The organism is Caloranaerobacter azorensis DSM 13643, assembly GCF_900129995.1.
Lineage (GTDB): Bacteria > Bacillota > Clostridia > Tissierellales > Thermohalobacteraceae > Caloranaerobacter > Caloranaerobacter azorensis.
Genome location: NZ_FQXO01000016.1, coordinates 14,763 through 40,161 on the forward strand (window position 1 = coordinate 14,763; position 25,399 = coordinate 40,161).

The following is a 25,399-nucleotide window of genomic DNA, read 5'->3' on the forward strand; positions in this document are numbered from 1 at the left end:
GTATGGGAAAATTTAAATTTATTGAAACAGGAATTAAAGGATTATATATAATAGAGCCTACAGTTTTCGGAGATAACAGAGGCTACTTTATGGAGACATATAATTTTAAGGATTTTAAAGAAGCTGGATTAGATATGACGTTTGTACAAGATAATCAGTCTAAATCGAAAAAAGGAGTACTTAGAGGACTTCATTTTCAATATAAACATCCGCAAGGGAAGTTAGTAAGAGTTACAAAAGGAGAAGTTTTTGATGTGGCTGTTGATCTTAGAAAAAATTCAAAAACATATGGCAAATGGTATGGTATAGTATTATCTGAAGAAAATAAAAAACAATTCTATATTCCAGAAGGTTTTGCTCATGGATTTTTAGTTCTTTCAGAAGAAGCCGAATTTGTGTATAAGTGTACAGATTATTATCACCCCGAAGATGAAGGAGGAATTATTTGGAACGATCCAGATATAAATATAGACTGGCCTTTAGATAGAGTAGAAGAAATAATTTTATCAGAAAAAGATAAAAAGTGGAAGACATTAAAAGAAACAGCTACAAATTTTTAAATATCGCTTAAAAATTATATTATAAATATGTGGAGGTAAAAAATGAAAAAAATATTAGTAACAGGTGGAGCGGGTTTTATTGGAAGTAACTTTATAAGGTATATGTTAAATAAATATGAAGATTACAAAATAATAAATTTAGATTTGCTTACATATGCAGGTAATTTAGAAAATTTAAAAGATGTAGAGGATAATCCTAATTATGAATTTATAAAAGGGGATATAGCAGATAGAGGATTAGTTAATAATCTATTTGAGAAATACAACTTTGATTATGTAATAAATTTTGCAGCAGAATCACATGTAGATAGAAGTATAGAAGACCCTGGAATATTCGTAAAAACAAATATCATGGGGACGCAAGTGCTTTTAGATGCAGCTAAAAAATATGGTATAGAGAAATATCTACAAGTATCTACAGATGAAGTATATGGTGCATTAGGACCTACAGGAATGTTTACTGAAAAAACTCCATTAGCACCAAACAGCCCATATTCAGCAAGTAAGGCTAGTGCTGACCTTTTGGTAAGGGCATATTATAAAACTTTTGGATTGCCTGTGAATATTACAAGATGTTCGAATAATTATGGACCATATCAGTTTCCAGAAAAATTAATACCGCTTATGATAGCCAACGCTTTAGAAGATAAAGATTTACCTGTCTATGGAGATGGACTACAAGTAAGAGATTGGCTGCATGTAAAAGAACATTGTAGTGCTATAGATACTGTACTTCACAAAGGTAAAATTGGTGAAGTTTACAATGTAGGTGGAAATAATGAAAAGAAAAATATAGAAATAGTAAAGCTAATATTAGAAAAGCTTGGTAAACCTGAATCGCTAATAAAATATGTAAAAGACAGACCAGGACATGATAGAAGATATGCAATTGATAATACAAAGATTACAACAGAACTAGGATGGGAACCAAGCTATACATTTGAACAAGGAATGGAAGAGACTATTCAGTGGTATTTAGATAATAGAGATTGGTGGGAGAAAATTAGAAGCGGTGAATATATGGAGTATTATGAAAGAATGTATGGAAATAGATAAGAAAAAACTATTATAGTTAAGGTGAGATTATATGAAAATTTTATTATTAGGTGGATATGGACTTTTAGGCAGTGATATTTATAATGTTTTAGTAAGTAAAAGATATGAAGTAGTAAGATATACAAAAAGAGAGTTAAATTTAATGGATAGAAAAAAGCTAGAGACAGTCCTTAAATATTATAATCCTCAAATAGTTATAAATGCTGCTGGTTATACTGATGTTAATAGAGCTCAAAATGATTTTCAAAGTGCTTTTGATATAAATTGTATTGGGACATATAATTTAGTTTATTCTCTGAAAAAAATAGATGCTAAATTGATATATATTAGTACAGATTATATATTTAATGGTGAGAAAAACGAACCTTATACTGAAGAAGATGAAGCTTTACCATTAAATAATTATGGTTGGACCAAATTAGTGTCAGAAGATATAATTAGAGCTAATTATAAAAATTATTATATTATAAGAACATCATGGTTATTTGGCTTGAATGGGAGATGTTTCCCTAAAATTATATTGGACAAGTTAAAGAATAATAAAAAAGTTGAAGTAGTAGAAGACCAAATAGGTTCACCTACTTATACTATTGATTTGGCAGAGAATATATTAGATGTAGTTAATTTACCTTATGGGATTTATAATATAACAAACAGTGGTAATACATCATGGTATGACTATGCTAAATTAATTGCTGAATATGCAGGACTAGATTCATCCAATATAATATCGATTAAAACGAATAAGTATTTTGAGAAAGTGAAACGACCATCATATTCTGTACTTAGTAATTCAAAGTGGAAAAGTTACAATAGACCATTGAGGCATTTTAGTGAGGCACTTAGAGATTTTATTGATAAAGTGATATAAATAATATGCTTGAAAGGGGTTAAGATTATGACTATACAGTTATTCAAACCAACTTTTAGAGTGGAAGAATGTTTAGAAGAAATTAGAGAGTGTTTAGAGAAAGGATGGACAGGATTAGGATTTAAAACTATTGAATTTGAAGAAAAATGGAAAGAATATACTGGTTTTAAAAATGCTCATTTTTTAAATTCTGCAACTGCAGGTTTGCATCTAGCTATTAAGATTTTGAAAATGACAAATGGTTGGCAAGATGGAGATGAAATAATATCAACACCATTAACATTTGTATCAACAAATCATGCAATAGCTTATGAAGGATTAAAGGTAGTTTTTGCTGATGTAGATGAATATTTGTGTCTAGATCCTAAAGATGTAGAAAGGAAAATAACAAATAAAACGAAAGCTATTTTATTTGTAGGGCTTGGTGGAAGTACAGGTAAATATGAAGAGATAGTTGAGATATGTAAAAGATACAAATTAAAATTAATAATTGATGCTGCTCATATGGCAGGAACTAGACTAAATGGGGAGATTCCTGGAAAGGAAGCAGATGTATTAGTTTATTCATTTCAAGCGGTCAAAAATCTTCCAACTGCAGATTCAGGTATGATTTGTTTTAAAGAAGAAAAATATGATAAGCTGTGCAGAGAAATGACATGGTTGGGAATTAATAAAGATACTTATGCCCGTACAAATGATAAAGGCGTGTATAAATGGAAATATGATGTTGAATATTTAGGCTATAAATATCATGGAAATTCAATTATGGCTGCTATTGGATTGGTTCAATTAAAGTATTTAGATATAGATAATGCCTATAGAAGACAACTTGCAAAATGGTATGATGAAGGATTCAAGAATCATTTAGATAAAATTAAACCTATTAGAGTTCCTATAAATTGTGAATCTTCAAGGCATTTATATATTATTGAAGTTAATAATAGAGATGATTTATTGTTAGCACTAAATGAAAATGATATATATCCAGGAGTACATTATAGGGATAATACAGAATATAGAATGTATTCATATGCAAAAGGTACTTGTCCAAATGCACATAGAATGAGTAATAGAGTATTATCTTTACCTATGCATTTAAGAATGACTAAATATGATGTAGATTATATTTGTGAGAAAATAATTAAATATAGTAAATAATAGAAGTGGGTGTAATTATGGAGCATGATTATTTTGTTAAATGTAATGGGTTTATTTTAAGACCATTAAGAAAATCGGATTTAGAACTTTTAAGAAAGTGGAGAAATAGTGATAATATACGAATATGGTTTCTAAATCAAGGTATTATAGATACTAATCAACAGATGAAGTGGTTTGAAAAATATGTGAGAAAACATAACGATTTAATGTTTATAATTGAGGAAACTGAAGAATTAATGCGACCAGTAGGAGCAGTAGCATTATATAATATAGATGATCATTTATTAGAAGCTGAATTTGGAAGATTAATGATTGGGGACTCTGAAGCAAGGGGTAAATATTTAGGATTGAAAGTTACAAAAGCTTTATGTGATTTTGGATTTAATACTTTGAAATTAAAAAAAATTTATTTAGAAGTTTATGAGGATAATAAACCTGCTATTAAAATCTATAAAAAATGTGGTTTTCAGTATGAGAGAGAATACATTAAGAATAGAAGAAAAATCATAGTAATGCAGAAAATGGCGGAACGAGTGATGGAAAATGAAAAAGAAGACTAAAATATTAGCTATTTGTCAAAGTAAAATTCCTTCAGCTGTGGTAGGGGTTATTAAATCATTAGATTATTTGTCAAAAAAAGGTGTTATAGATTTTCAATTTGTAGAGAGTATTAATGTTACAAAAACTCTTTTAGCTGAAATAGATACGTTAATTTGTATTAGAGGAGCAGAGGAAATAGAATTAAATATAGTAAGCGAATGTAAGAGACTTGGTAAATATATAATATATTTTATTGATGACGATTTATTAAACGTACCATTTTCAGCTAAGTGTTCCATGTATTTTAATAATGAAATTATTAGAAATAATATATATAAAATTATGAAATTATCACATTGTTTATGGACTACAAACAAAAATATTGATTATAAATATAGAGGCTTCTTTGAAAGGTCAGTAGTTTTAGATGCTCCTGCTCTTCTTTTAGATAGTAAAGAAATATGTTGTCAAAATAAAGAGAATAATAAAATAGTAATAGGTTTTTGTGGAGGAATTGATCATAAATCTTTTTTAGAAGAATTGCTGGATGATACCATAAAAGTAATATTAGATAAATATTCCAATAAAGTGAAGTTTGAGTTTATGGGAGCAAGACCGTCATTTATTGAGAAATATTCACTAACTTATATTCCGTATCAGAAAGATCATAAAATATATGCAGAAATTATAAAATCTAGAGGTTGGGATATTGGTCTAGCTCCATTGCCAAAATCAGAATTTCATTCTTGTAAGTATTTTAATAAATTTTTGGAATATGGAGCTATTGGAGCAGCTGGGGTTTATTCAAATGTAGAACCTTATACTTATATTATAAAAAATGGATTTAATGGCATTTTAGTCGATAATAAAACTGAAGATTGGATAAGAGCTATTACTTATTTAATAGAAAATAGGAATGTTATGTATTCAATTAAGATAAATGCGAAAAAACAATTAGAGAGGGATTTTTCTATTTCTTCAATAGCTAATGATATTATTTCAAAAATACCAGAATTAACAGAATACTTTGCTCCTTATTGTAATGAGAAAAAGATAAAATTTGATAATAGAAAAAAAAATAAGTTTATTTATAAACTTTTAAGTATTTTAAAGAGAGAAGGGATAAGAGCCCCTATTTACATTGTTAAAAGAATTCTTTTAAAGATAAAAACAAATTTTTGAACTTATTAATTAAAAAAGTTAATCATGAAATGTGAGGGTGAACAAATTGCAATATTTTAAAAATATATATAGGGCAAGATATATTCTATTCAGCCTTGTCCGACAAGATTTGAAAAATAAATATAGAAATTCATTATTGGGAATTGCTTGGTCTTTATTAACTCCATTGGGACTGGTTACAATAATAGGTTTTGTTTTTTCTGTTGTATTAGGACAACCTATAAAAGAATTTATACCTTTCTTATTTTCTGGATTAATGCCATGGTTTTTTATTGTGGAAAGTGCAAGTGGAGGTACAGTAGCATTTATTGTTGCTGAAGGGTATATTAAGCAAACACAAACTCCAGTTGAGATTTTCCCAATAAGAGTTTCATTAGGCGCATTTATTAATCTTATATATTCTCTGTTAGCATTCTTTATAGTTTATTTGTTTATAAGTTTTGAAAAATTTAATTTAAATATGTTTATGATAATACCTGCTCTTATGATTTGGTTAATATTAGGCATATCCTTATCGACAATTGCTGCTATAATTAATACATATATAAGAGATTATGCTCATTTACAATCATTAGTATTACAAGGGCTATTTTATGCAACACCGATTATGTTTCCTCCTGAAATGTTAAAAGCGAGAAATTTTTCTTGGATATACATGTGGAATCCTTTTTATTATATGATGGAGATTATAAGGAAACCTTTATTAGGAGATAAAATTCCAGAACTATTTATTTGGATAGTAGCATTGTTATTTACTTTAATTTTATTTATAATCGCAGTAATTCTTATGACAAGAATAAATAGAAAAATTACTTTTTTAATATAGAGTTTAGGAAGTGAAAGAATGAGTCAAATTATACTCAAAGATATAAAATTAGTATATCAAATAAAAAAAGAAAAAAGGATAAAAGATATATTTATTAAATCCAGACATACTTTGAATAATAGTTTATTAGCTAATAATAAAATTCTTGCATTAAAAAACATAAATCTAGAACTACGAGATGGAGATAGATTAGGTATTATTGGTCATAACGGTGCTGGTAAGAGTTCTTTACTTAAATTGATAGCAGGAATATATCCTCCAACAAGTGGTCAAATACAAGTAGATGGTAGAATAGCAACTTTATTTGAATTAGCTACAGGGTTTGAAATGGAAGCTACAGGATGGGACAATATTTATTTAAGAGGGCTTATGTTGGGAGAAACACCTGACAGTATAAAGCAAAAGGCGGATGAAATAGCTGAATTTAGTGAATTAGGAGAGTATCTAAATATACCTGTTAAATATTACTCATCAGGTATGTTTATGAGACTGGCTTTTTCAATATCAACAGCTATAGAACCTGATATATTATTACTAGATGAAGTTGTAGCGGCAGGAGATGCTAGCTTTTTAAATAAAGCTAAAAAGAGAATGAGAGAGCTTATGGATAGCGTAAAAATATTAGTTTTTGTTACACATGATATGATATCATTGAAAGATTTTTGCAATAAATGTATATGGTTAGAAAATGGACATATAAAAATGGAGGGTTCTCCAGATGAAGTTTCTCATAAGTATTTAAGTAGTATTGGATTAGGTTAGTTTAGTTCGTTATAAATATCAGGGAGGTATGTTATTGAGTAATTTAGTTGAGAAAAAACAATTATCTGTAATATTACCGTGCTTTGGAAGATATGAAATTATAGAATCATATTTAAAAGATACAATAAAACAGTTAAGTTTGTACGAACAATATTTTAATTTAGTAGTAGTATTAGATGGGATTTATTGGGAAAACGTACCTTTGATTAGAACATTAAAAACTAGATTTACTGATGTTGAAATAATAACAGTTAAAGATGAAACACATTTGCCTGCTTTTTTATATAATGTAGGAATCAGCAGAGTTAAAACTCCATATGTTACATTTGCATGGGCGGGGAGTTCTTTGCATATAGAAGTTGTTGAGAAGCTTAATTCAATATTTGCTACTGCTGATAGATTGGAGAAGGTATATTATTTAAATATAGGGAAACCTAAAAAATTACCATATTACCCTAATGATGCTTTGAGATATGGATGGTGTCAATGTGAAAAAATCTATGAAATTAACCATTTGTTTGTTAGTATTGAAATTTTCAAAGAAATAGGTTATTTTGATGAAAGCCGCATAATTCAAAGTGCTTTTGATTGGGATTTTATAATAAGGTTAGCCAGAAATTATACGTTTCATGAAATTATGACATTAATTGCTGAAAATAAATTGACATTTGATATTTATCCATTTAACAAAACTTTTAATGTATCAAAAGATATTATTCATAGATATATATTAAGAACAAAGATTGGAACTAAAGAAAAATTGGACTATAATTTAACAGAGAATGAATTGCTATTTATAAATGATTTGCCTCAACAAGATAGAATGTTTTTGCTTAGAAATATAGAGCATGAAGATAATAGTATTATGAACTTAACAGAAAGCAAAAAAAAGGGGAATTACAAGATAACAATTGTTAGTGGTCTTTGGGATTATGTACACAATCAATTATGTTTTTTTAATTATTTAGACAAACTTTATGGGAAGAATTTTGCTACTTATAAAGTTATATTTGATTTTTCTATAACTATTGATGATATAAAAGATTCAGACTTGGTAATTTTTTCTAGATGCAGAAATCCAAGGATAATAGATATATTGAAATATTGTGAAGCTAATAACATAAATACTCTTTATATGATTGATGACAATTGGTTATGGGTTGGAAAAGATTGGCCGGAAGATTATGGGCATATTTTTTCGCCGGGAAAACCGGATTATGATGTGTTTGTTGAAGCATTAAAGATGTGTGATGCTACTTTGGTATATAACAAGTATTTGGAGGAAGATATAAAGCCTTATGCAAACAAAGTGTATAGAATAAAGGTAAATGTTAATTTGGATTTTTATAATACTGTTACTAATAAGACTGATGAGTATTTAATTATAGGATATTCTGGTTCACTTAGATATGATAATGAGGCTTTTAAGGCTCTAGCTGAGGTTGCTAAAGAGAATAAGGGAATAAAAGTGTTAATTTTTGGTTTCCTTACATCTGAACAAGAAGAATTATTTAAAGATGTTCAATTGATAAAATTAGAGTATAAATCATATTTTGAGTATTGCAAGCAAATTTCAAGTATAAACCCAGCTATTTTATTGGCTCCACTAGATAACAGCAGAACATCTATGTCAAAATGTCCAAATAAGTATTTAGAGATAACAGCAGCAGGTAGTGTAGGAATATACTCAGATGTGTATCCATACAATGAAATAATAAAAGATAATGTTAATGGGTTGTTAGTAAAATATAATTATAAAGAAGTTTGGAAAGAAAAAATCTTATATTTATTACAAAATAAGAATGTTTTAGAGGAAATAAAAAGAAATAGTATTGCAGATGTAAAAAATAGGTTTTCGACTGATGTTGTAATTGAACAATTTTGTGAAGTTATTAACTTAGTAATTAGGGGAGAATAGAAATGATTAGAATAGGGCTTGTTTCACATTCTCAAAGTATACGAGGCGCAGAAAAAATGTTACTAAATTTATGTATTTTATTAAAGGAAACTAATTATATATATCCGGTACTTTTCATACCTGATATTAATACAGGCAATTTAGTAAAAGAAGCTAAAAAACATAAAATTGAATGTAATGAGATACCTAGTAATATGTGGTATATTTATGCCAAACCATATGAAAAAAATAGTTTTTATCAATATTGCCAACAAATTAACGAACATACTAAACAATTTAGAGATTTATTTATAAATAATAATATAGATTTAGTAATTAATAATACTTTAACTAATTTAGTCCCTGTGCTTTCTGCTGTTGGTTTAGGTATACCAGTTATTACCTGGGTACATGGGATACTCGATTCTTATTTTATTGATGGTTATGATAGTAAGTACAGATTGTTAATGGATAGAAGTATATTGAAATTGAGCGAATATATTGTGTGCTGTTCTGAAATAGTAAAAAACTATTATAGTAGATATGTAAAAAAAGATAGTATTTTAACTATTCATAATTGGACGTATGATCCTATAATAGATATTAAATTCAATAGAAAATCTAACATTTTTGTATGTTTGAATGCATTTGAGTTTAATAAAGGAATTGATGTATTAATAGAAGCTGCTAAATTATTAAGAGATAGAGAATATGATTTTAAATTAGAATTATATGGGGATGGTACAGAAAAAGAAAAGATTATTAACAAGATTAGTTTATACAATTTAAAAAATTATATTGAGTTAAAAGGAAGAATAACGGATGTTTCTATTGCATATAAGAAAAGTTTGGCATTAATACAGCCTTCTTATTTTGAGTCATTTGGTATGACAGTTATAGAAGCTATGGCACATTCTAGACCAGTAATTGCTACAAAAAGTGGTGGACCTGAAGGGATTGTTCAAGATGGTAATACGGGTTTTTTAACTGAAATTGGAGATGCTGAAGAATTAGCTGAAAAGATGGCTTTTCTGTTAGATAATAAAATGTTAGCGGAACAAATGGGACAAGAAGGTAGGAAATTGTATGAACAAAAATTTACTAGACATGTGGCAAGGGAAAAGTTTGTTAGTATTATTGAGGATACATTGACTAATTTTAAAGAATATACAAACAGTAAACTTTTGGTATACGATTTATTAAATTTTATTCATGATAAAAACTATGTATATAAATATATAGAAGAAACTGCCTGTGCGGAAAGAGATGAAGTAAAAGAAAAGATTTCTCAAAACTTAAATGAGAGTATAATACATACGAATAATAAACGAATAGATATAAGCAAATTAAAGCCTTCTAGAAGAATTTACCGTTCGAAGAAATATATAATAGAAAGTAATAAAGATGCATTTAATACAATTAGCATTATAATTGGAACACATTTTCAGAAACCTAATGGAATATTAAGATTATTAATAAAGTCTGTTAATCATAAAGACTATGTTTTAAGAGAAGCGGAAATTAATTTAAACGATGTTAGTGATAATAGTAAAGTTTCTTTTGTTTTTGAAGAAATTAATAAAGTGCTTGGACATAGATTTATACTTGAATTTGTGCCTATTTATGAAAAAAATTCTTCTAAAATTTCTATCTATGAATATAGAGACAAGGGGACAAAAGTTTTTAAGAATAAATTTGTAAACTTAAAAAATAATTTGTATTTTGAGTTGAGTTAATATAGTCTTTTTATAAGGTGGGGTTTTATGACTAATAAATTAGTTAAGGTAGAGTTAGGATGTGGAAAAACAAAAACTCCTGGGTTTATTGGTATTGATAGATTTCCTTTTGATGGGGTCGATATTGTAGCTGATTTAAACGAAGGTATACCTTTAGAAGATGATAGTGTAGATCTTATTTATGCTTCTCATTCATTAGAGCATTTGAATGACTTGGTTTTTATTATGAAAGAAATATATAGAGTGTGTAAGCATAAAGCTATCGTTTGTATTGTAGCACCTTATTACAATACGTATTTGAACGTATCCAATCCATATCATAAACAAGTATTTAATGAGCATACTTTTAGGTTTTTTACAAATAGTGATTTTTCTGTTATAAGCGAAGAAGAGTACTATTTTCCAAATTCGAACTTTTGGGGATTAGGTAATAGTGACAATAGTAAATTAGAAATGGATTTTAGGTGTATAAATATGGAATTTTTTTATTTTCCAGAGTATGAACTTTTAGATGAAGACGAAAAGCGAAGACTAAGGCAGACAAAAGCTAATGTTTGTGATCAAATAATGTATCACTTATTGGTTGTAAAGAAACCTATATCTGATGAAGAAGTTATTAAAATTTCTAATTCACCACTATTTGAACCAGATTATATAACTAGAAGAAAAATAAGAACTACAATAAGAAAACTAGAGAGAGATAAAAAGCTTTTGGAAGAAGCTTTAAATAAAAGAACAAATGAGTGTAATAAACTTTATGATGAGAAAGTGAAATTAGAAAAAGAATTGGTTGCTATAACAAGTGAAAAGGAAAAAATAAAACAAGCTAAATATAAAATGCATGAAGAATTAGAAAAGTTGAAAAATGAGAAAGAGAAGCTAAAAGAGGAAAGAATACAATTAAAGGTATTTTTATCTGCTGAAAAAGATATTAGAAGAAATTTAGAAAGAGAAAAGGTTGAATTGCAACAAGAGTTAGTGAAAAAAGAGAGAAAAAACGACATATTGAGAGAGCAGAATATGAAATTAGAGAGAGAGCTACAAATGATTAAAAATGAAAAAAAGTGGTTGGAAGAAGAAAAAATTAGATTAGAAAAAGAATTGGATATAATCAAATATGAAAAAGAAGTTTATTACAATGAAAAAACGAGATTTTTACAAAAACTAGAAGAGAATAAGAAAATTATTGATAATCTAATGATTGAAAACGAAAGAAGTAGATTACAACTAAATAATATTTTATATACGTTAAAAAGGTGGGGAAGACATTTTAGAAATATAACTAATACAAGAGGATATATCATTTTACAGAAACTTAAACGTATTCTGGAATATAATGATATTATAAAAGATATTGCAGATAAAGAATTTATTACTAGTGTTATATTAAAATCTAAATTAGATTTAAGTACTTACAAAATGAAATTTTCTGATTTTATACCTAATGATAGATATTTTGAATATGAAGTGTTTATAGATGAAAAAGCAGAAGTTTTAAAATTCTATATTCTTAATTTTGTTCAAAGCAGGTTATTTGTTGAAATTGTTAATAATGATAGAATTGTTTATCAAAATATTTTGCAACTTGATAATGATGGAGTCGTTAGTATAAATGTTCAAAATATTTCAGGGGATTCTTTTATAAGATTTAAAACATTGAACGAAGAGGATATAATATGTGTTTTAGAATGGTATAAGAGAAAGAGCTTATTGAAGTTTTTTAAGGAAGATATTAAATTAGTGTATTACTAAAATATTTGAATAATCAAATGTTTTATAATAAATATATCTATTTTTTTATTTCATACTACTTTACAAGAAATAAAGTGTTATTTGTCATAAAGTAGAAAAAACAAACACCCAAATCCCCGGAATACTAACAAACAAAACTAACATTCTAGGGAGCGTTTGATTATGATTAGTGTTTCCAAAAATTTAATGAAATAAATATTAAATCAATATTTAAATAGTTATAGATGTATAAAAAATACAGCTAAAATATTGAATTTAATATATTATTTTCTATCATATTCAAATTTCAATATTGATGAACTAATGAAAATTATACTGAAAACAGTTTGGTCATTAATACCTGAAAATCTAATAAAAGCTGAAATATTTCTAACTAGTGATGATATATTACAAGATAAATTCAGTAAAAAATTTGGCTGCTACAATAAACTTTTTGCTTATACAAAGAAAACAGGCAACGCTTATCTAAATGGACATTGATTTATTTCATTAGTAATAAATATTTTTTATGGCACAATAAAAGCATTAAATATTTATTATTATTAATTAGATATAAGCTATATGATAAAAAATATTAAAATTTGAAATAGCATCTAATGTGATAAATATAGTAATACCTTTTTTAGAAAAATATAATGTTATACTTATTTGTAATAGTTGGTATTCTGAAGACAAAGTACTTGAAATAGTTAAGAAATATAATAATTTAGATATAATATGTGCAATTAGAAGCGATACTGCCATATTTAATTATTACAGAAACTATTTTGAGAAACTATTTCGATAATATCTTTATCTTTGAGTTATTTAATAAATTAAGGAATAAATAAATTGTTTATTAGATATGGTAGAAACAGTATAGAATAATTTATGTAATATAAATTGAAAGGATGCAGAGTATTATAATGGATTATCGAAAAAAGAGGTAGCAGTATCGAAGGATAATTTATAGAATAAGGATGAGATAAAAATGAAAAAAGTTACCATTCAAATAGTTACTTATAATAGTGAAAAAGATATTATAAAATGTATAAATAGTATTAATCAACAGACATATCGAAATATAGAAGTAATAGTTATAGACAATAACTCCACAGATAAAACTGTGGAGTTATTGTTGAATAAATATTCCAATATAACACTTATAATAAATAATAAAAATTTAGGATTTTGTAAGGGACATAACATAGGATTTAGAGAAGGTAAAGGAGATTATGTTATCATATTAAATCCTGATGTTATTTTAGACAAGCATTTTGTCGAACAAGTAGTAAAAGCAATGGAAGGAAATCCAGATGTAGGTTTGATTTCTGGGAAAATATTGAGAATGGAACAAAACCTTATTACAACAAATATAATAGATTCTACGGGAATAGTAATGGCGCGAAATAGGAGAGCTTATGATAGAGGTCAAGGAGAAGAAGATAAAGGACAATATGATGAAAAAAATATTATTTTTGGAGTATGTGGAGCTGCGGCAGTATATAGACGAAAAATGCTTGAGGATGTAAAAATAGATAATGAATACTTTGATGAAAATTTTTTTGCTTATAAAGAAGATGTGGATTTGTCATGGAGAGCAAAATTATTTGGTTGGAAGTGTTTATATGTACCTAGTGCAGTAGCGTATCATAAAAGAGGGTGGAAAGAAAGCAGTAGAAAAGAAATACCACTTTTTTTAAGAATACATTCGATAAAAAATAGATATCTGACTATCGTTAAAAATGATAACATAATAAGTTATTTAAAAGATTTACCATTTATACTTGCTTTTGATATAGGAATATTTGTATATTGTTTATTCAAAGAACCAAAAACTTTAAAATATATTCTATGTACTATTAAACTATTACCTGATACAATAAAAAAGAGGGAGCAAATTAAAATAAAAACTAAAAGATTAAAGAAATTCAAAAATTTTTAAATTAAGGAGAAACATTGTATGGACCTATCAATTATAATTGTAAATTATAATACAAGAGAATTAACAAGACAAACTCTTCAATCCATATACAAATATAATCACAATCTAGACTTTGAAGTTATAGTGGTAGATAATAACTCATCTGACGACAGTATTAATATGATAAAAGATGAGTTTCCACAAGTGATTCTTATCCAAAATAAAGAAAACTTAGGCTTTTCTAAAGCTAATAATATAGGTATAAACAAATCAAAAGGGAAATACATATTATTATTGAACTCCGATACAATTATACAAAGAGATACGTTAGAAATTATGGTTGATTTTATGGAAACTAATAAAGAGGTTGGAGCTGCTGGATGTAAAGTTGTATTGCCAGATGGAAATCTTGATAAAGCCTGTAAAAGAAGTTTTCCTACACCCCGGAATGCATTTTATAATGCATTAAAACTAGACAAGCTATTTCCTCATAATAAAAAATTTGGCGAATATAATTTAACATATTTAAATGAAGACGAAATGCATGAAGTTGACAGTTTAGTAGGAGCATTTATGATGGTAAGAAGAGAAGTTATAGAAGAAGTAGGACTTCTTGATGAAAATTTTTTCATGTATGGAGAGGATATCGATTGGTGTTATAGAATAAAAAAATCAGGATGGAAAATAGTTTATTATCCAAAAACAAAGATTATCCATTACAAAGGTGGAAGTAGCAAAAAGAAAAATCCAAAGATTATATATGAATTTTATAGAGCTATGTATCTGTTTTTTGAAAAACATTATAAAAATAAATATTCAAAACTAACAAAATATATAGTTTATTTAGGGATATGGACTAAAATGGTATTATCTCTTATAACAAATTTATTTAAATCTAAAAAAATTCCTAATTCCTAAATTTTAATAACCGGGGGGACTAATTAGTGATAAAAAAAAATCAAAAGATATTAAATACAACATTAGTAGTAATAGATGGAATAATTATATTTGTGTCTCTTGTACTAGCATGGTTTATTAGATTTAAAAGCGGATTATTTACAGTAGAGGGTCATCTTGACTTTGCAACATATCTAAAACCTCTATTTTTTATAATTCCACTATATTTAAGTATATATAGCATTAATAGGTTGTATACACCACATAGGAGAAAAGATTTAATTACAGAAATAGGGAATATAATAAAAAGTAATTTTTTTGGTCTCATAATTTTAATGACCATATTGTTTTTAGTTAAACAAATCCACTATTCTAGATATGTTCTATTGATATTTTCTATATTGTCCGTTTTATTAACATCTCTAGAAAGAGTAGCTATAAGGACTATATTAAGAGCATTAAGAAAAAAAGGATTTAATATAAAACATATATTAGTCATAGGAGCTAGTGATTTAGCGGTTGAATTTCTAAGAAAAATAACTGTAAATAAGCAATTAGGTTACAGAGTATTTGGGATACTTGATGATAACAAAAAGATAAGATATAGGATAAAAGGCGCATCAGTTATTGGTAGGATAAATCAGTTAGATAAAATTCTTAGTAAACATTCATTAGATGAAGTAATTATTGCGATTTCACTAGATGAATATAGCAAACTAAAAGATATTATTAACGTTTGTGAAAAAAATGGTATTAGGACTCAAATTATTCCTGCTTATGTAAAATATATACCTGCTAAACCATATGTTGATGAGATTGACGGATTGCAGTTAATAAATATTAGGCATGTACCTCTTGATAATATTTTTAACAGTTTTATTAAAAGAACAATGGATATAGTATTATCTTTGATATCGATTATAATATTTTCACCTGTAATGATTTTTACTGCAATAATGATTAAATTGACATCGCCAGGACCTATTCTATTTAAGCAAGAAAGAGTTGGGTTAAATGGACGAAGGTTTAATATGTATAAATTTAGGTCTATGCATGTACATAATGAAGAAGTGGCAGCTACCAAATGGACTACTAAAGATGATCCAAGAAAAACAAAGTTCGGTAGTTTTATAAGAAAAGTAAGTATAGATGAACTTCCTCAATTATTTAACGTATTAAAAGGCGATATGAGTCTTGTAGGACCGCGTCCTGAAAGACCTTTCTTTGTAGAAAAATTTAAAGAAGAAATACCTAAGTATATGATAAAACATCAAGTACGACCGGGGATGACTGGATGGGCACAAGTAAATGGATGGCGTGGTGATACGTCTATAGTAAAAAGAATAGAACACGACATATATTATATAGAAAATTGGACTTTATTATTAGATATAAAGATATTATGGCTTACAATATTTAAAGGATTTGTAAATAAAAATGCATATTAGTTAGTAGGGGGGATACATTTGAACATATTAGTAACAGGTGGGGCAGGATATATTGGTTCCCATGTAGTAAGAGAACTTATAGGTACAAAAAATAATGTTGTTGTTTTTGACAATCTACAGAAAGGTCATAGAGATGCTATAAAAGGAGTAACATTTGTAGAAGGAGATTTGAACAATAAAGAGCTATTAGATAAAACTATGAAAAAGTACGATATAGATTCAGTTATACACCTAGCTGCTGATAGTTTAGTAGGAGAGTCTATGGAGAATCCCTCTAAATATTATACAAACAATGTTTGTAGTGGTTTAAACCTATTAAATTCTATGGTTGAGAATAATGTAAAGTACATAGTATTTTCATCAACAGCTGCCGTATATGGCGAACCTAAGAGTATTCCTATTACAGAAGATAATGAAACTAAACCGACTAATGTGTATGGTGAAACTAAACTTATGTTTGAAAGTATCTTAAAGAGATACGATGAAGCTTATGGAATAAAGTACATGTCTTTAAGATATTTTAATGCTGCTGGAGCCCATATATCTGGAGAAATAGGTGAAGATCACAATCCTGAAACTCATTTAATACCTATAATTATGCAGGTAGCTTTAGGGCAGAGAGAAAAAATATTTATCTTTGGGGATGATTATGACACTAAAGATGGTACATGTATAAGAGATTACATACATGTTACAGACTTGGCTAATGCACATATATTAGCATTAGAAGCATTAGAAAGTGAAAATAAATCAAATATATATAATTTAGGTAATGGTGAAGGATTTTCAGTAAGAGAAGTAATAGATATGGTTGAAAAAGTAACAGGAAAGAGTATAACTAGAGAAGTATCTGGCAGAAGACCTGGGGATCCGGCTGTATTGATTGCAAGTTCAGAAAAAATTATAAAAGAGCTAGGGTGGAAGCCTAGGTTCGATAGTTTAGAAAAAATAATAGAGACTGCATGGAAATGGCACAGCAATAATCCAAAAGGATATGACGAATAACTTAAATTAGATTACCGGGGGTGTAATTATGTCAGTTAAAAAAGCCATAATCCCAGCAGCTGGTTTGGGAACAAGATTTTTACCAGCCACAAAGGCACAGCCTAAAGAGATGCTGCCTATAGTAGACAAGCCTACTATACAGTACATAATAGAAGAAGCTATTAAATCTGGTATTGAAGATATCCTTATAATTACTGGTAGAAACAAAAGGGCTATTGAGGATCATTTTGATAAATCAGTTGAGCTTGAATTAACTCTTGAAAAAAAGGGGAAAAAAGAATTACTACATCTAGTACAGGATATATCTAATATGGTCAATATACATTACATAAGACAAAAAGAACCTAGAGGATTAGGACATGCTATATACTGTGCAAAATCTTTTATAAAAGATGAACCATTTGCAGTACTATTAGGAGACGATATAGTAGATTCTCCTAATAAACCATGTCTAAAGCAGTTAATAGATGTATACAATGAGTATAAGACTACAATATTAGGAGTACAAGAAGTAGCGAAAGAAGATGTAAGTAAATACGGTATAGTTTCAGGTATGCATATAGAAGACGGAGTGTATAAGGTAAAGGATTTAGTAGAAAAGCCTCCTGTAGAAAAGGCTCCATCAAATATAGCTATTCTTGGAAGATACATAATAACCCCAGAGATTTTTGAAATCCTTGAGAATACTAAACCAGGTGCTGGTGGAGAGATTCAGCTTACTGATGCATTAAAAGAACTTGCTAAAAGACAGGCTATGTATGCATACGTTTTCGAAGGCAAAAGGTATGATGTTGGAAATAAATTAGGTTTCTTACAAGCAACAGTAGAGTTTGCATTAAAACGTGAAGATTTGAGAGACGATTTTAGAGCATATTTGTTAAGTTTATTGGAAGATGAAAATAATTTATTGCATATTAAAGAAGCAGTTGCTGTGGAAGCTGATTAGAAAGTTTTTTGTTAGGTTAAAGGCAGGTATTATATAAAGTACCTGCTTTTACTTATATCACTTATGAAATTTTTTATAATCCATAGAAAATTATATTTAAAATTGTTTTTAATTTTAAATATAATTTCCGTAATGGATTTCAACAAAATCTACCTTATACAAATTTAAATTGAAGATTTTGTTCTAATATTCCTAATTTATAATATTTTTATAAAAAGTTAAATATATTAACAAATTGATGGAAAAATTTATATAATAATAGATATAAAAGGGATAGATTATGAGAATTTATTATCAATTTTGATAATTATAGTTATTCTGTTGATTTTTAACATATATAATTATATAATGAAGGTATATAATATATATTAATATTTTATTCTAATTTTGATTATTAGGGGTTGATTTATATGTATAATTTACATGAGTATGAAGATAATTTTAATAATATTATTTATGGGGAATTTATTAAATTTAGATACAATTATAGATATCAAATAGAGAAATATTTAAAATTGATTTATTTTAAAAATATAAGTATAGATAGTATTCATAATAATGTAGATATCGAAATTATATATGATATAGACAGAAAGCTATTAGATTGGTATTTTACTAAAGGGCAAGATGTTTTAAATGAAATAGAGAATAAACTTTTAACTAATAGTATAAATAGTGAACAATATACTCAAATCGAAAATGCCATAAATGGATTATTAAAGTTATTTAATATTATATGGGAGAGAGAAAGTAAAGATAAACTACAAGATATATATAAACTTATATTAGATGCTCCTTTGATTTTATTAAAAAGAGTTAAACAAATAGTTGGAAATGAAAAGATAAAGAAGGAAAAAGTCGATATAAATTATTGGCAAGTGCTTGAAGAAGATAGATATGATGTTTTATATTATAATGAAATTCCTCTTATAGCTGCATAAAGTGAGGTGTATTAGAATGGAACAAAAAAGCATTAACAAAGATAAGTATGCGAAATTAGTAAGGAATATAGATATAAATCAATTGAATTTGGTAGAACTTTATAGTAAAAAATATGTAACAGCATTATACAATAATGAGAATTTAACAAAGATAAAAGTTGACATTAAACATAGGTCTGGACTTAAAAGTGTTCAAGATAATAGTTTTATTACAGAGTTTAAGACAGAAATATTTTCAGAAACAGAAAAAGGTGAAAAAATATTTAATATCTTTGTTGTTTATGAAATTGTTTATTCACTTAGAGAAAATATAGATTTGAATGAATTAAAAGATGAAGTTGAATTCTTTGTTTTTAGAAATGTACCTGTTAATATATGGCCATATATTAGAGAAACCGTTAGTTCAGTTACTACTAAAATGGGATTTCAACCGTTAGTATTAGAGCCTTTAAAAATTTTTTAGATACATATGTAAAAGGGGCTTACAAGAATGATACAATTTAGGTGTAAAAACAGTTCTAGTTCAAAAGATGATATTGTTAAAGAAATAGGAGACTTTATTCTGAAAAATAAAGTCTTTTTTGATATTTTTTGTGATATAATGGTCAGGTGTAGTAAACTATCTGACTATAATAAAAGTTTTATAGATACTTTATTTTTGATTTATTATCCAATAGACCTTAGTTCTAGTTTAGTGTTAGAATTTAAAAGTAAATTAGACGAATTTTTTAATACAACTGATAATATGCTAAACAAAAGAAGAGGGGATGTTGTTGAATATATATTAGAAAAAATTACACCTAGAAAAAGGACAAGTAGTCCTTTTATAAAAGAGACAGAGTTTTATATATACTATAAAGGTTATAGACTTGGGACTTCCAATCATGATATAGATTTAGGAATATATTGTGATAAAGATAAGTTCGTGGAATTATACGAATGTAAAGTCAAATTAGAAAATTTTTTGTATGATAGACCTCCATTGAAAAGAAAAAGTAGAAGAAAACTTGGTTATCTTAAGGAGGTATACAGAAGGATACAAGATATTGATAAAGATATATATTTAGTTTGTTTAGAAGAAAATTTAGAATTGTATAGAGATACTTTAGATAAATATGGTTATGCAATGATAAGTATATTATCGAGAAATGATATAGAAAATTTAGTTAAGAGATTTTAATTTACATATATATGTATATATTTTCAAAGATAAAAACTTTTTTATAGGCGATAGTAAGGTTTACATTATCATTTGTATTATTGTTAGGGAAAGATGAAATAATTTATTTGCAAAGTTTTTTAAAGAAATAGGATGGGTTGAAGGAGAGTTGGTTCAGGCGTAAGGAAGCCATAGATATAGTTTCTAAAATTATTGAATAGGAAGGTCGATTATTATGGCAAATAGATTGCCAGCTTATTTGAAGGGAAAGATAAGGAGAAAAAATATTTTAATGTACTCCCTAAGGAAAGAGATGAAAGATTAAAAGAAGATTTATATAAATTATCTGCCTATCGAATAGGTAATTATAATGCTGGAGAAAGGGAGTTATTGCAACGAAAGGAGAGTATGTACTGAATAAAATTACTATTTGTGGAAATAAAAACACAAGTTATAAACAACGTTATCAGAGACTATTTAATTAATGGAGTAAATTCCATAGCTACATTAGACGAACATTTTGTAAGAGCAGATGGTATGAGTATATACGGACCGACAAAAGGTATAATACAGAATATAAAAAAAGAAATAATGCATATCAAGAATTTGATAATGAAGTTATTTTAGATATATTGAATTCTGTTTATAAGTGAAGTTTTTTGTTGAATAAAGGTAGGTATTTTATTGAAGTACCTACCTTTATCTATATATAAAAAGGTAAGAATACAGTTAAAATAATATGCAACATTTAAAATTAAATTATTTTCTATGCTAAAAATGATGCTGTTAATAAGGATTTTAACAAAATTTATATAAATTATTAAAAAAATTGAAGGAAAATACAAATAAATGTAGAAATAATTACTATATTATAAAATAAAACAATAAAATATTAAAAAGTTACAAAACTGACCAGTTACAGCTAGAATTAGAAATAAAAACAAAATAATTATATTTAAGACAAAGGAATAAGAAAAAAGAACTAGTAAAGCTCTTATTTTTTGATTATGTAGGTTATTTTGTAAATTAAAGAGAGTATTTAAAGAATATTGGAGTTTTATGTTTTAGAAACATAGAGCATATTTTTAATAATAAATTATTATGGGGGGATAAAAATGAATAGACTTAATGTATATTTTCAATATTGTTATGGAATAAAAAAGATTGAAAAAGAGTTTAGATTTAATGATAAAAACAGGACTTTTGCGATATATGCTCCAAATGGAGTAATGAAAACATCATTTGCTAAAACTTTTAGTGATTATGCTAATGATAGAGAAACGAAAGATTTAGCTTTTCCAGATAGAGAAACTATAAGAGTGATTGAGACTGATAATGAAATTAAACCTAGTAATGTTTTTGTTATAGAACCATATAATGAAGATTATCAATCAGAAAAAATATCTACATTGCTTGCAAATAAGGAACTTAAAAAAGAATATGAATTTATTCATGAGGATATTGATAAAGTTAAAAAAGAATTAATAAAGAAATTAAAACAATTATCTGGGCTGTCTGGTAAAAAGGACGATATTGAGAAGACTATAGAAAAAATTTTCGGCAAGAATCTTTTAGATTTTCTTCTTGAAAAAGAGGAAACAATTTTAAACGATAAAGAAAAATTATTTCATGATATTCAATATAAAATAATTTTCAATGATAAAGTTATTAAATTTTTAAAAACAAAAGATTTTAAAAAGACTATTAGAGAATATATAGAAAAATATAACGAACTTATAAATGAATCACCTTACCTAAAGAAAAATTTTAGTTTTTATCATGCACAAAATGTTCAAAAACAACTTACGGCTAATAATTTTTTTAAGGCTGGGCATTCTGTAAATTTATCTGATGGTGACCAAAAAAAAGAATATTCAGATGGCGAAGAATTGAAAAAACTTTTGGAAAATGAAAAGAAGAAGGTTTTAGATGATGAAGAACTTCAGAAAAAATTTGACGAAATAAATAGCAAACTTACTAATAAAGAGTTGAGAGAATTTCGTGATTATTTATTGGAAAACCGTGAAATTTTAACACAATTAGTAAATTTAAAAAAGTTTGAAAAGGATATATGGCTTTCATATTTTATAGATCAAAAAGATTTATGTTTAGAATTAATAAATAAGTATAAAAAAGGGTTAAAGAAAATAAAAGAACTTATAGAGAGAGCTAAAAAAGAGCAAACCGATTGGGAAGAAGTTGTAAAGATATTTAATACAAGATTTTCGCATTTACCTTTTTATTTGAATATTAAAAATAAGGAAGATGTCATTTTAAAAGATGAGGTGCCTAGTATTGAATTTGTTTTTAGAGACGGAGAAGATGAGAAATTTTTCAAGGATAAAAATGAACTTATAAGAATATTAAGTACTGGTGAAAAAAGAGCTTTGTATATTTTGAATATAATTTTTGAAGTAGAAGCAAGGAAAAGAGAAGAAAAAGAAACACTGTTTATTATTGATGATATTGCAGATTCATTTGATTACAAAAACAAATATGCAATTATTGAATATTTGAAATACATGTCAGAAATAGATAAGTTTTACATGATAATTTTAACACATAATTTTGATTTTTTTAGAACAATACGAAGTAGGGGTGTTGTTCAATATGATCAATGTCTAATAGCGATTAAAAATAGTGAAGAAATAAGATTAGAAAAAGCCAAATATTTAAACAATCCTTTTGTTAGAGATTGGAAAAACAATTTAAATGATAGTAAAAAGTTAATTGCATCAATTCCATTTGTAAGAAATATTATTGAATATACGCAGAGTAATAAAAATGATGATTATTTATTACTTACATCTGTATTACATTATAAAAGTAATACAGAAGATATATTATTAGATGATATAAAAAGAATTTTTGAAAACAACATTCAAAATCTTGTTTTCCCAGATATTGATACAAATAAAAAAATAATCGATTTGATTTTTGAGACAGCAGATGAATGTTTGGTAGCAGAAGAGGGAATAAATTTAGAAAATAAGATAGTTTTGTCTATTGCTATTAGATTAAAAGCAGAACAATTTATGAAAGCGGAAATTACAGATGAACGATTTTTGAAAGATTTAGATAATTATAAAAATCAAACTTGTAAATTATTAAAAAAATACGAAGAAGAGTATAATGATGAAAAGAAAAATATAGAAATTTTAAAGAGAGTAAATCTTATTACTCCAGAAAATATACATATTAATTCTTTTATGTATGAACCTATATTGGATATGGGAGATAATGAGTTGAGGGCTTTATATCAGGATATAAAAAATTTAAAAAAACTTGCTTATTCAAATTCATAATAATAGGTATTAAGTTTAAATTTTACTGTTTTTTAGAGAATAATAATATGATTTGTTATATTTTATTATTTTTTAAAACCTTTTACAAATGAAATTGCTAAAATATTTTTAAGATTTTTATTAATATTTAAAGTGGGTATTTTTAGAAGGATACCTGCTTTTAGTTATAGTTATATATAAAATGTTATTTCTGCAAAAATATAGTATAGAAATCATTATTCGACGAAAATAGTCAAATGGATATTAGATTTTTTGTTTAATAATTGCAGTAAGGATTAAAAACATTATTGTTAGTTCATAAAGGGGCTAATAAAAAAATGAGGTGAAAGTATGGATTTTGATATTTGTAGTGCTATAGAAAATAGGGAAGTTATTCAATTCTATTATGACGGAGGTATAAGAATAGTAGAACCATTTTGCTATGGTATAAATAGTAAGGGAAACTATGTTTTAAGGGCATATCAGATAGGTGGATATAGTTCATCTGGGGAACCTATAGGATGGAGACTATATAATGCTGATAAAATGATAAATATTTCTTCAACTGGTCAAAAATTCACTCAAATAAGACCTGGGTATAATCCTAACGACGGAGGTATGGTTAGAATAATATGTAATGTTTAAAACTAAAGTTAGCCCCTTTATGATAAATTTATATTGATATTACATAATATATGTAGAAAATTTTAATAAAAAAATAGAGGCAAATTAACTATTTAAAAATATAAAAACCTATAAAACGTTTAAAAAATTGTAGATTCAAAAAATTTAAGGAGTTAAAAGGAAATGAGTAAATCAGCAGATGAAAATAAAAATATAAGAACATACAAAATGAAAATAAAAGACAAAAGATTAAAATAAAGTAAGCAGCTTAACAGAAGATATAAAAATAATACAAAAGCTATATCAATATAACCTTGATTTGACTAATGCTTTAAATGGGAAGTGATATTCAAAGACAAAGTTATAAATAAAATAATCAATGCTGATTTAAACGGAGCATGTATATTAGGCAATAGAAAAGTACAGCAGAAATACAAAGCAGGAGGTAAAACCCATTGGCTTAATTTTAAGCTGTGCAATCCTATAAAAGTAGAAAGCGACGTTAAGTTTGTATTAATGCTAAAATAAAAATTAACAAGATTGCAAATATAAAACTTAACAGAATTGCAAAACAAATAGTATAATTATCTCCGAGATAAGGAGGTAATTAACATGATAGAAGTAATAAAGGCAGAATTAAATATTTTGAGGTGTTTAAATATGAAACCAAACTATAGTGACTTAGCAAGAAGATATGGAGTTTCAAGACAAACTATATCAAAATATGACAAAGGATTTGAAAGGAAAGAAACAAGAAAAAGAAAATCGAAATTAGATAAGTATAGAGAAGAAATAGAAGAAAAAATTAATTTAGCAGGTGCAACTATAACGGGTGTATATAAATACTTCTAC

The 25,399-nt window shown here is 26.5% G+C and carries 25 protein-coding genes and 1 pseudogene; all 26 read left to right on the plus strand.

Going from position 1 to position 25,399, the window contains the following annotated elements:
* The first annotated feature begins 2 nt into the window (after window positions 1-2).
* Complete coding sequence (gene rfbC / locus BUB51_RS03935; RefSeq protein WP_035164300.1) at window positions 3-560, plus strand: dTDP-4-dehydrorhamnose 3,5-epimerase; 558 nt, start codon at window positions 3-5, stop codon at window positions 558-560.
* 42 nt (window positions 561-602) lie between these two features.
* The gene (gene rfbB, locus BUB51_RS03940) at window positions 603-1,616 is read left to right on the plus strand and encodes a dTDP-glucose 4,6-dehydratase (protein ID WP_073195674.1); all 1,014 of its coding nucleotides are present in this window, start codon (window positions 603-605) and stop codon (window positions 1,614-1,616) included.
* A 31-nt stretch (window positions 1,617-1,647) separates the two neighbouring features.
* Window positions 1,648-2,487 carry a dTDP-4-dehydrorhamnose reductase gene (gene rfbD / locus BUB51_RS03945; protein WP_073195676.1) on the plus strand — a complete coding sequence of 280 codons (840 nt, stop codon included), beginning with the start codon at window positions 1,648-1,650 and terminating at the stop codon, window positions 2,485-2,487.
* 27 nt (window positions 2,488-2,514) lie between these two features.
* The gene (locus BUB51_RS03950; protein WP_073195678.1) at window positions 2,515-3,645 is read left to right on the plus strand and encodes a DegT/DnrJ/EryC1/StrS family aminotransferase; all 1,131 of its coding nucleotides are present in this window, start codon (window positions 2,515-2,517) and stop codon (window positions 3,643-3,645) included.
* A gap of 17 nt (window positions 3,646-3,662) precedes the next feature.
* Window positions 3,663-4,205, plus strand: coding sequence for a GNAT family N-acetyltransferase (locus BUB51_RS03955; protein ID WP_073195679.1), 543 nt, complete (start codon window positions 3,663-3,665; stop codon window positions 4,203-4,205).
* Complete coding sequence (locus BUB51_RS03960) at window positions 4,189-5,367, plus strand: glycosyltransferase family protein (protein WP_073195681.1); 1,179 nt, start codon at window positions 4,189-4,191, stop codon at window positions 5,365-5,367. The genes BUB51_RS03955 and BUB51_RS03960 overlap by 17 nt, the downstream gene beginning before the upstream one ends.
* 46 nt (window positions 5,368-5,413) lie before the next feature.
* On the plus strand, window positions 5,414-6,193 hold the full coding sequence (locus tag BUB51_RS03965) for an ABC transporter permease (RefSeq protein WP_073195682.1): 780 nt from the start codon (window positions 5,414-5,416) through the stop codon (window positions 6,191-6,193).
* An 18-nt stretch (window positions 6,194-6,211) separates the two neighbouring features.
* Window positions 6,212-6,955: an ABC transporter ATP-binding protein gene (locus tag BUB51_RS03970; RefSeq protein WP_073195684.1), complete on the plus strand. Its 744-nt coding sequence runs from the start codon at window positions 6,212-6,214 to the stop codon at window positions 6,953-6,955.
* A gap of 34 nt (window positions 6,956-6,989) precedes the next feature.
* Complete coding sequence (locus tag BUB51_RS03975; protein ID WP_073195686.1) at window positions 6,990-8,873, plus strand: glycosyltransferase; 1,884 nt, start codon at window positions 6,990-6,992, stop codon at window positions 8,871-8,873.
* Window positions 8,874-8,875: 2 nt separating this feature from the next.
* The gene (locus tag BUB51_RS03980; RefSeq protein WP_073195688.1) at window positions 8,876-10,588 is read left to right on the plus strand and encodes a glycosyltransferase family 4 protein; all 1,713 of its coding nucleotides are present in this window, start codon (window positions 8,876-8,878) and stop codon (window positions 10,586-10,588) included.
* Between the two features lie 27 nt (window positions 10,589-10,615).
* A complete protein-coding gene (locus tag BUB51_RS03985) occupies window positions 10,616-12,340 on the plus strand; it encodes a methyltransferase domain-containing protein (protein ID WP_073195689.1) in 1,725 nt (574 codons plus the stop codon).
* Window positions 12,341-12,643: 303 nt separating this feature from the next.
* Entirely contained in the window at window positions 12,644-12,820 is a 177-nt protein-coding gene (locus BUB51_RS12845; RefSeq protein ID WP_159430373.1) for a hypothetical protein, read from the plus strand.
* A 118-nt stretch (window positions 12,821-12,938) separates the two neighbouring features.
* The gene (locus tag BUB51_RS12850) at window positions 12,939-13,127 is read left to right on the plus strand and encodes a hypothetical protein (protein WP_143153561.1); all 189 of its coding nucleotides are present in this window, start codon (window positions 12,939-12,941) and stop codon (window positions 13,125-13,127) included.
* Between the two features lie 183 nt (window positions 13,128-13,310).
* Entirely contained in the window at window positions 13,311-14,264 is a 954-nt protein-coding gene (locus BUB51_RS03990) for a glycosyltransferase family 2 protein (RefSeq protein WP_073195690.1), read from the plus strand.
* An 18-nt stretch (window positions 14,265-14,282) separates the two neighbouring features.
* On the plus strand, window positions 14,283-15,161 hold the full coding sequence (locus BUB51_RS03995; protein WP_073195691.1) for a glycosyltransferase family 2 protein: 879 nt from the start codon (window positions 14,283-14,285) through the stop codon (window positions 15,159-15,161).
* Window positions 15,162-15,187: 26 nt separating this feature from the next.
* Window positions 15,188-16,588, plus strand: coding sequence for an undecaprenyl-phosphate glucose phosphotransferase (locus tag BUB51_RS04000; RefSeq protein ID WP_073195692.1), 1,401 nt, complete (start codon window positions 15,188-15,190; stop codon window positions 16,586-16,588).
* Window positions 16,589-16,606: 18 nt separating this feature from the next.
* Window positions 16,607-17,593, plus strand: coding sequence for a UDP-glucose 4-epimerase GalE (gene galE / locus BUB51_RS04005; RefSeq protein WP_073195694.1), 987 nt, complete (start codon window positions 16,607-16,609; stop codon window positions 17,591-17,593).
* Window positions 17,594-17,621: 28 nt separating this feature from the next.
* The gene (gene galU / locus BUB51_RS04010) at window positions 17,622-18,539 is read left to right on the plus strand and encodes a UTP--glucose-1-phosphate uridylyltransferase GalU (protein ID WP_073195695.1); all 918 of its coding nucleotides are present in this window, start codon (window positions 17,622-17,624) and stop codon (window positions 18,537-18,539) included.
* Window positions 18,540-18,949: 410 nt separating this feature from the next.
* On the plus strand, window positions 18,950-19,480 hold the full coding sequence (locus BUB51_RS04015; protein ID WP_073195698.1) for a hypothetical protein: 531 nt from the start codon (window positions 18,950-18,952) through the stop codon (window positions 19,478-19,480).
* 16 nt (window positions 19,481-19,496) lie between these two features.
* Window positions 19,497-19,943 (plus strand): protein-export chaperone SecB, encoded by a 447-nt coding sequence (locus tag BUB51_RS04020; RefSeq protein ID WP_073195700.1) that lies wholly within the window; start codon window positions 19,497-19,499, stop codon window positions 19,941-19,943.
* Window positions 19,944-19,970: 27 nt separating this feature from the next.
* Window positions 19,971-20,660, plus strand: a complete 690-nt coding sequence (locus BUB51_RS04025) for a hypothetical protein (protein ID WP_073195702.1) — start codon at window positions 19,971-19,973, stop codon at window positions 20,658-20,660.
* 411 nt (window positions 20,661-21,071) lie between these two features.
* Window positions 21,072-21,266, plus strand: a complete 195-nt coding sequence (locus BUB51_RS04030) for a hypothetical protein (protein ID WP_073195704.1) — start codon at window positions 21,072-21,074, stop codon at window positions 21,264-21,266.
* A gap of 488 nt (window positions 21,267-21,754) precedes the next feature.
* Window positions 21,755-23,944 (plus strand): hypothetical protein, encoded by a 2,190-nt coding sequence (locus BUB51_RS04035; protein ID WP_073195706.1) that lies wholly within the window; start codon window positions 21,755-21,757, stop codon window positions 23,942-23,944.
* A gap of 330 nt (window positions 23,945-24,274) precedes the next feature.
* Window positions 24,275-24,568 (plus strand): WYL domain-containing protein, encoded by a 294-nt coding sequence (locus BUB51_RS04040; RefSeq protein ID WP_073195709.1) that lies wholly within the window; start codon window positions 24,275-24,277, stop codon window positions 24,566-24,568.
* Between the two features lie 321 nt (window positions 24,569-24,889).
* On the plus strand, window positions 24,890-25,075 hold the full coding sequence (locus BUB51_RS04045) for a hypothetical protein (RefSeq protein ID WP_073195711.1): 186 nt from the start codon (window positions 24,890-24,892) through the stop codon (window positions 25,073-25,075).
* An 84-nt stretch (window positions 25,076-25,159) separates the two neighbouring features.
* Window positions 25,160-25,399, plus strand: a pseudogene (locus BUB51_RS04050) (IS21 family transposase); the annotation flags it as partial.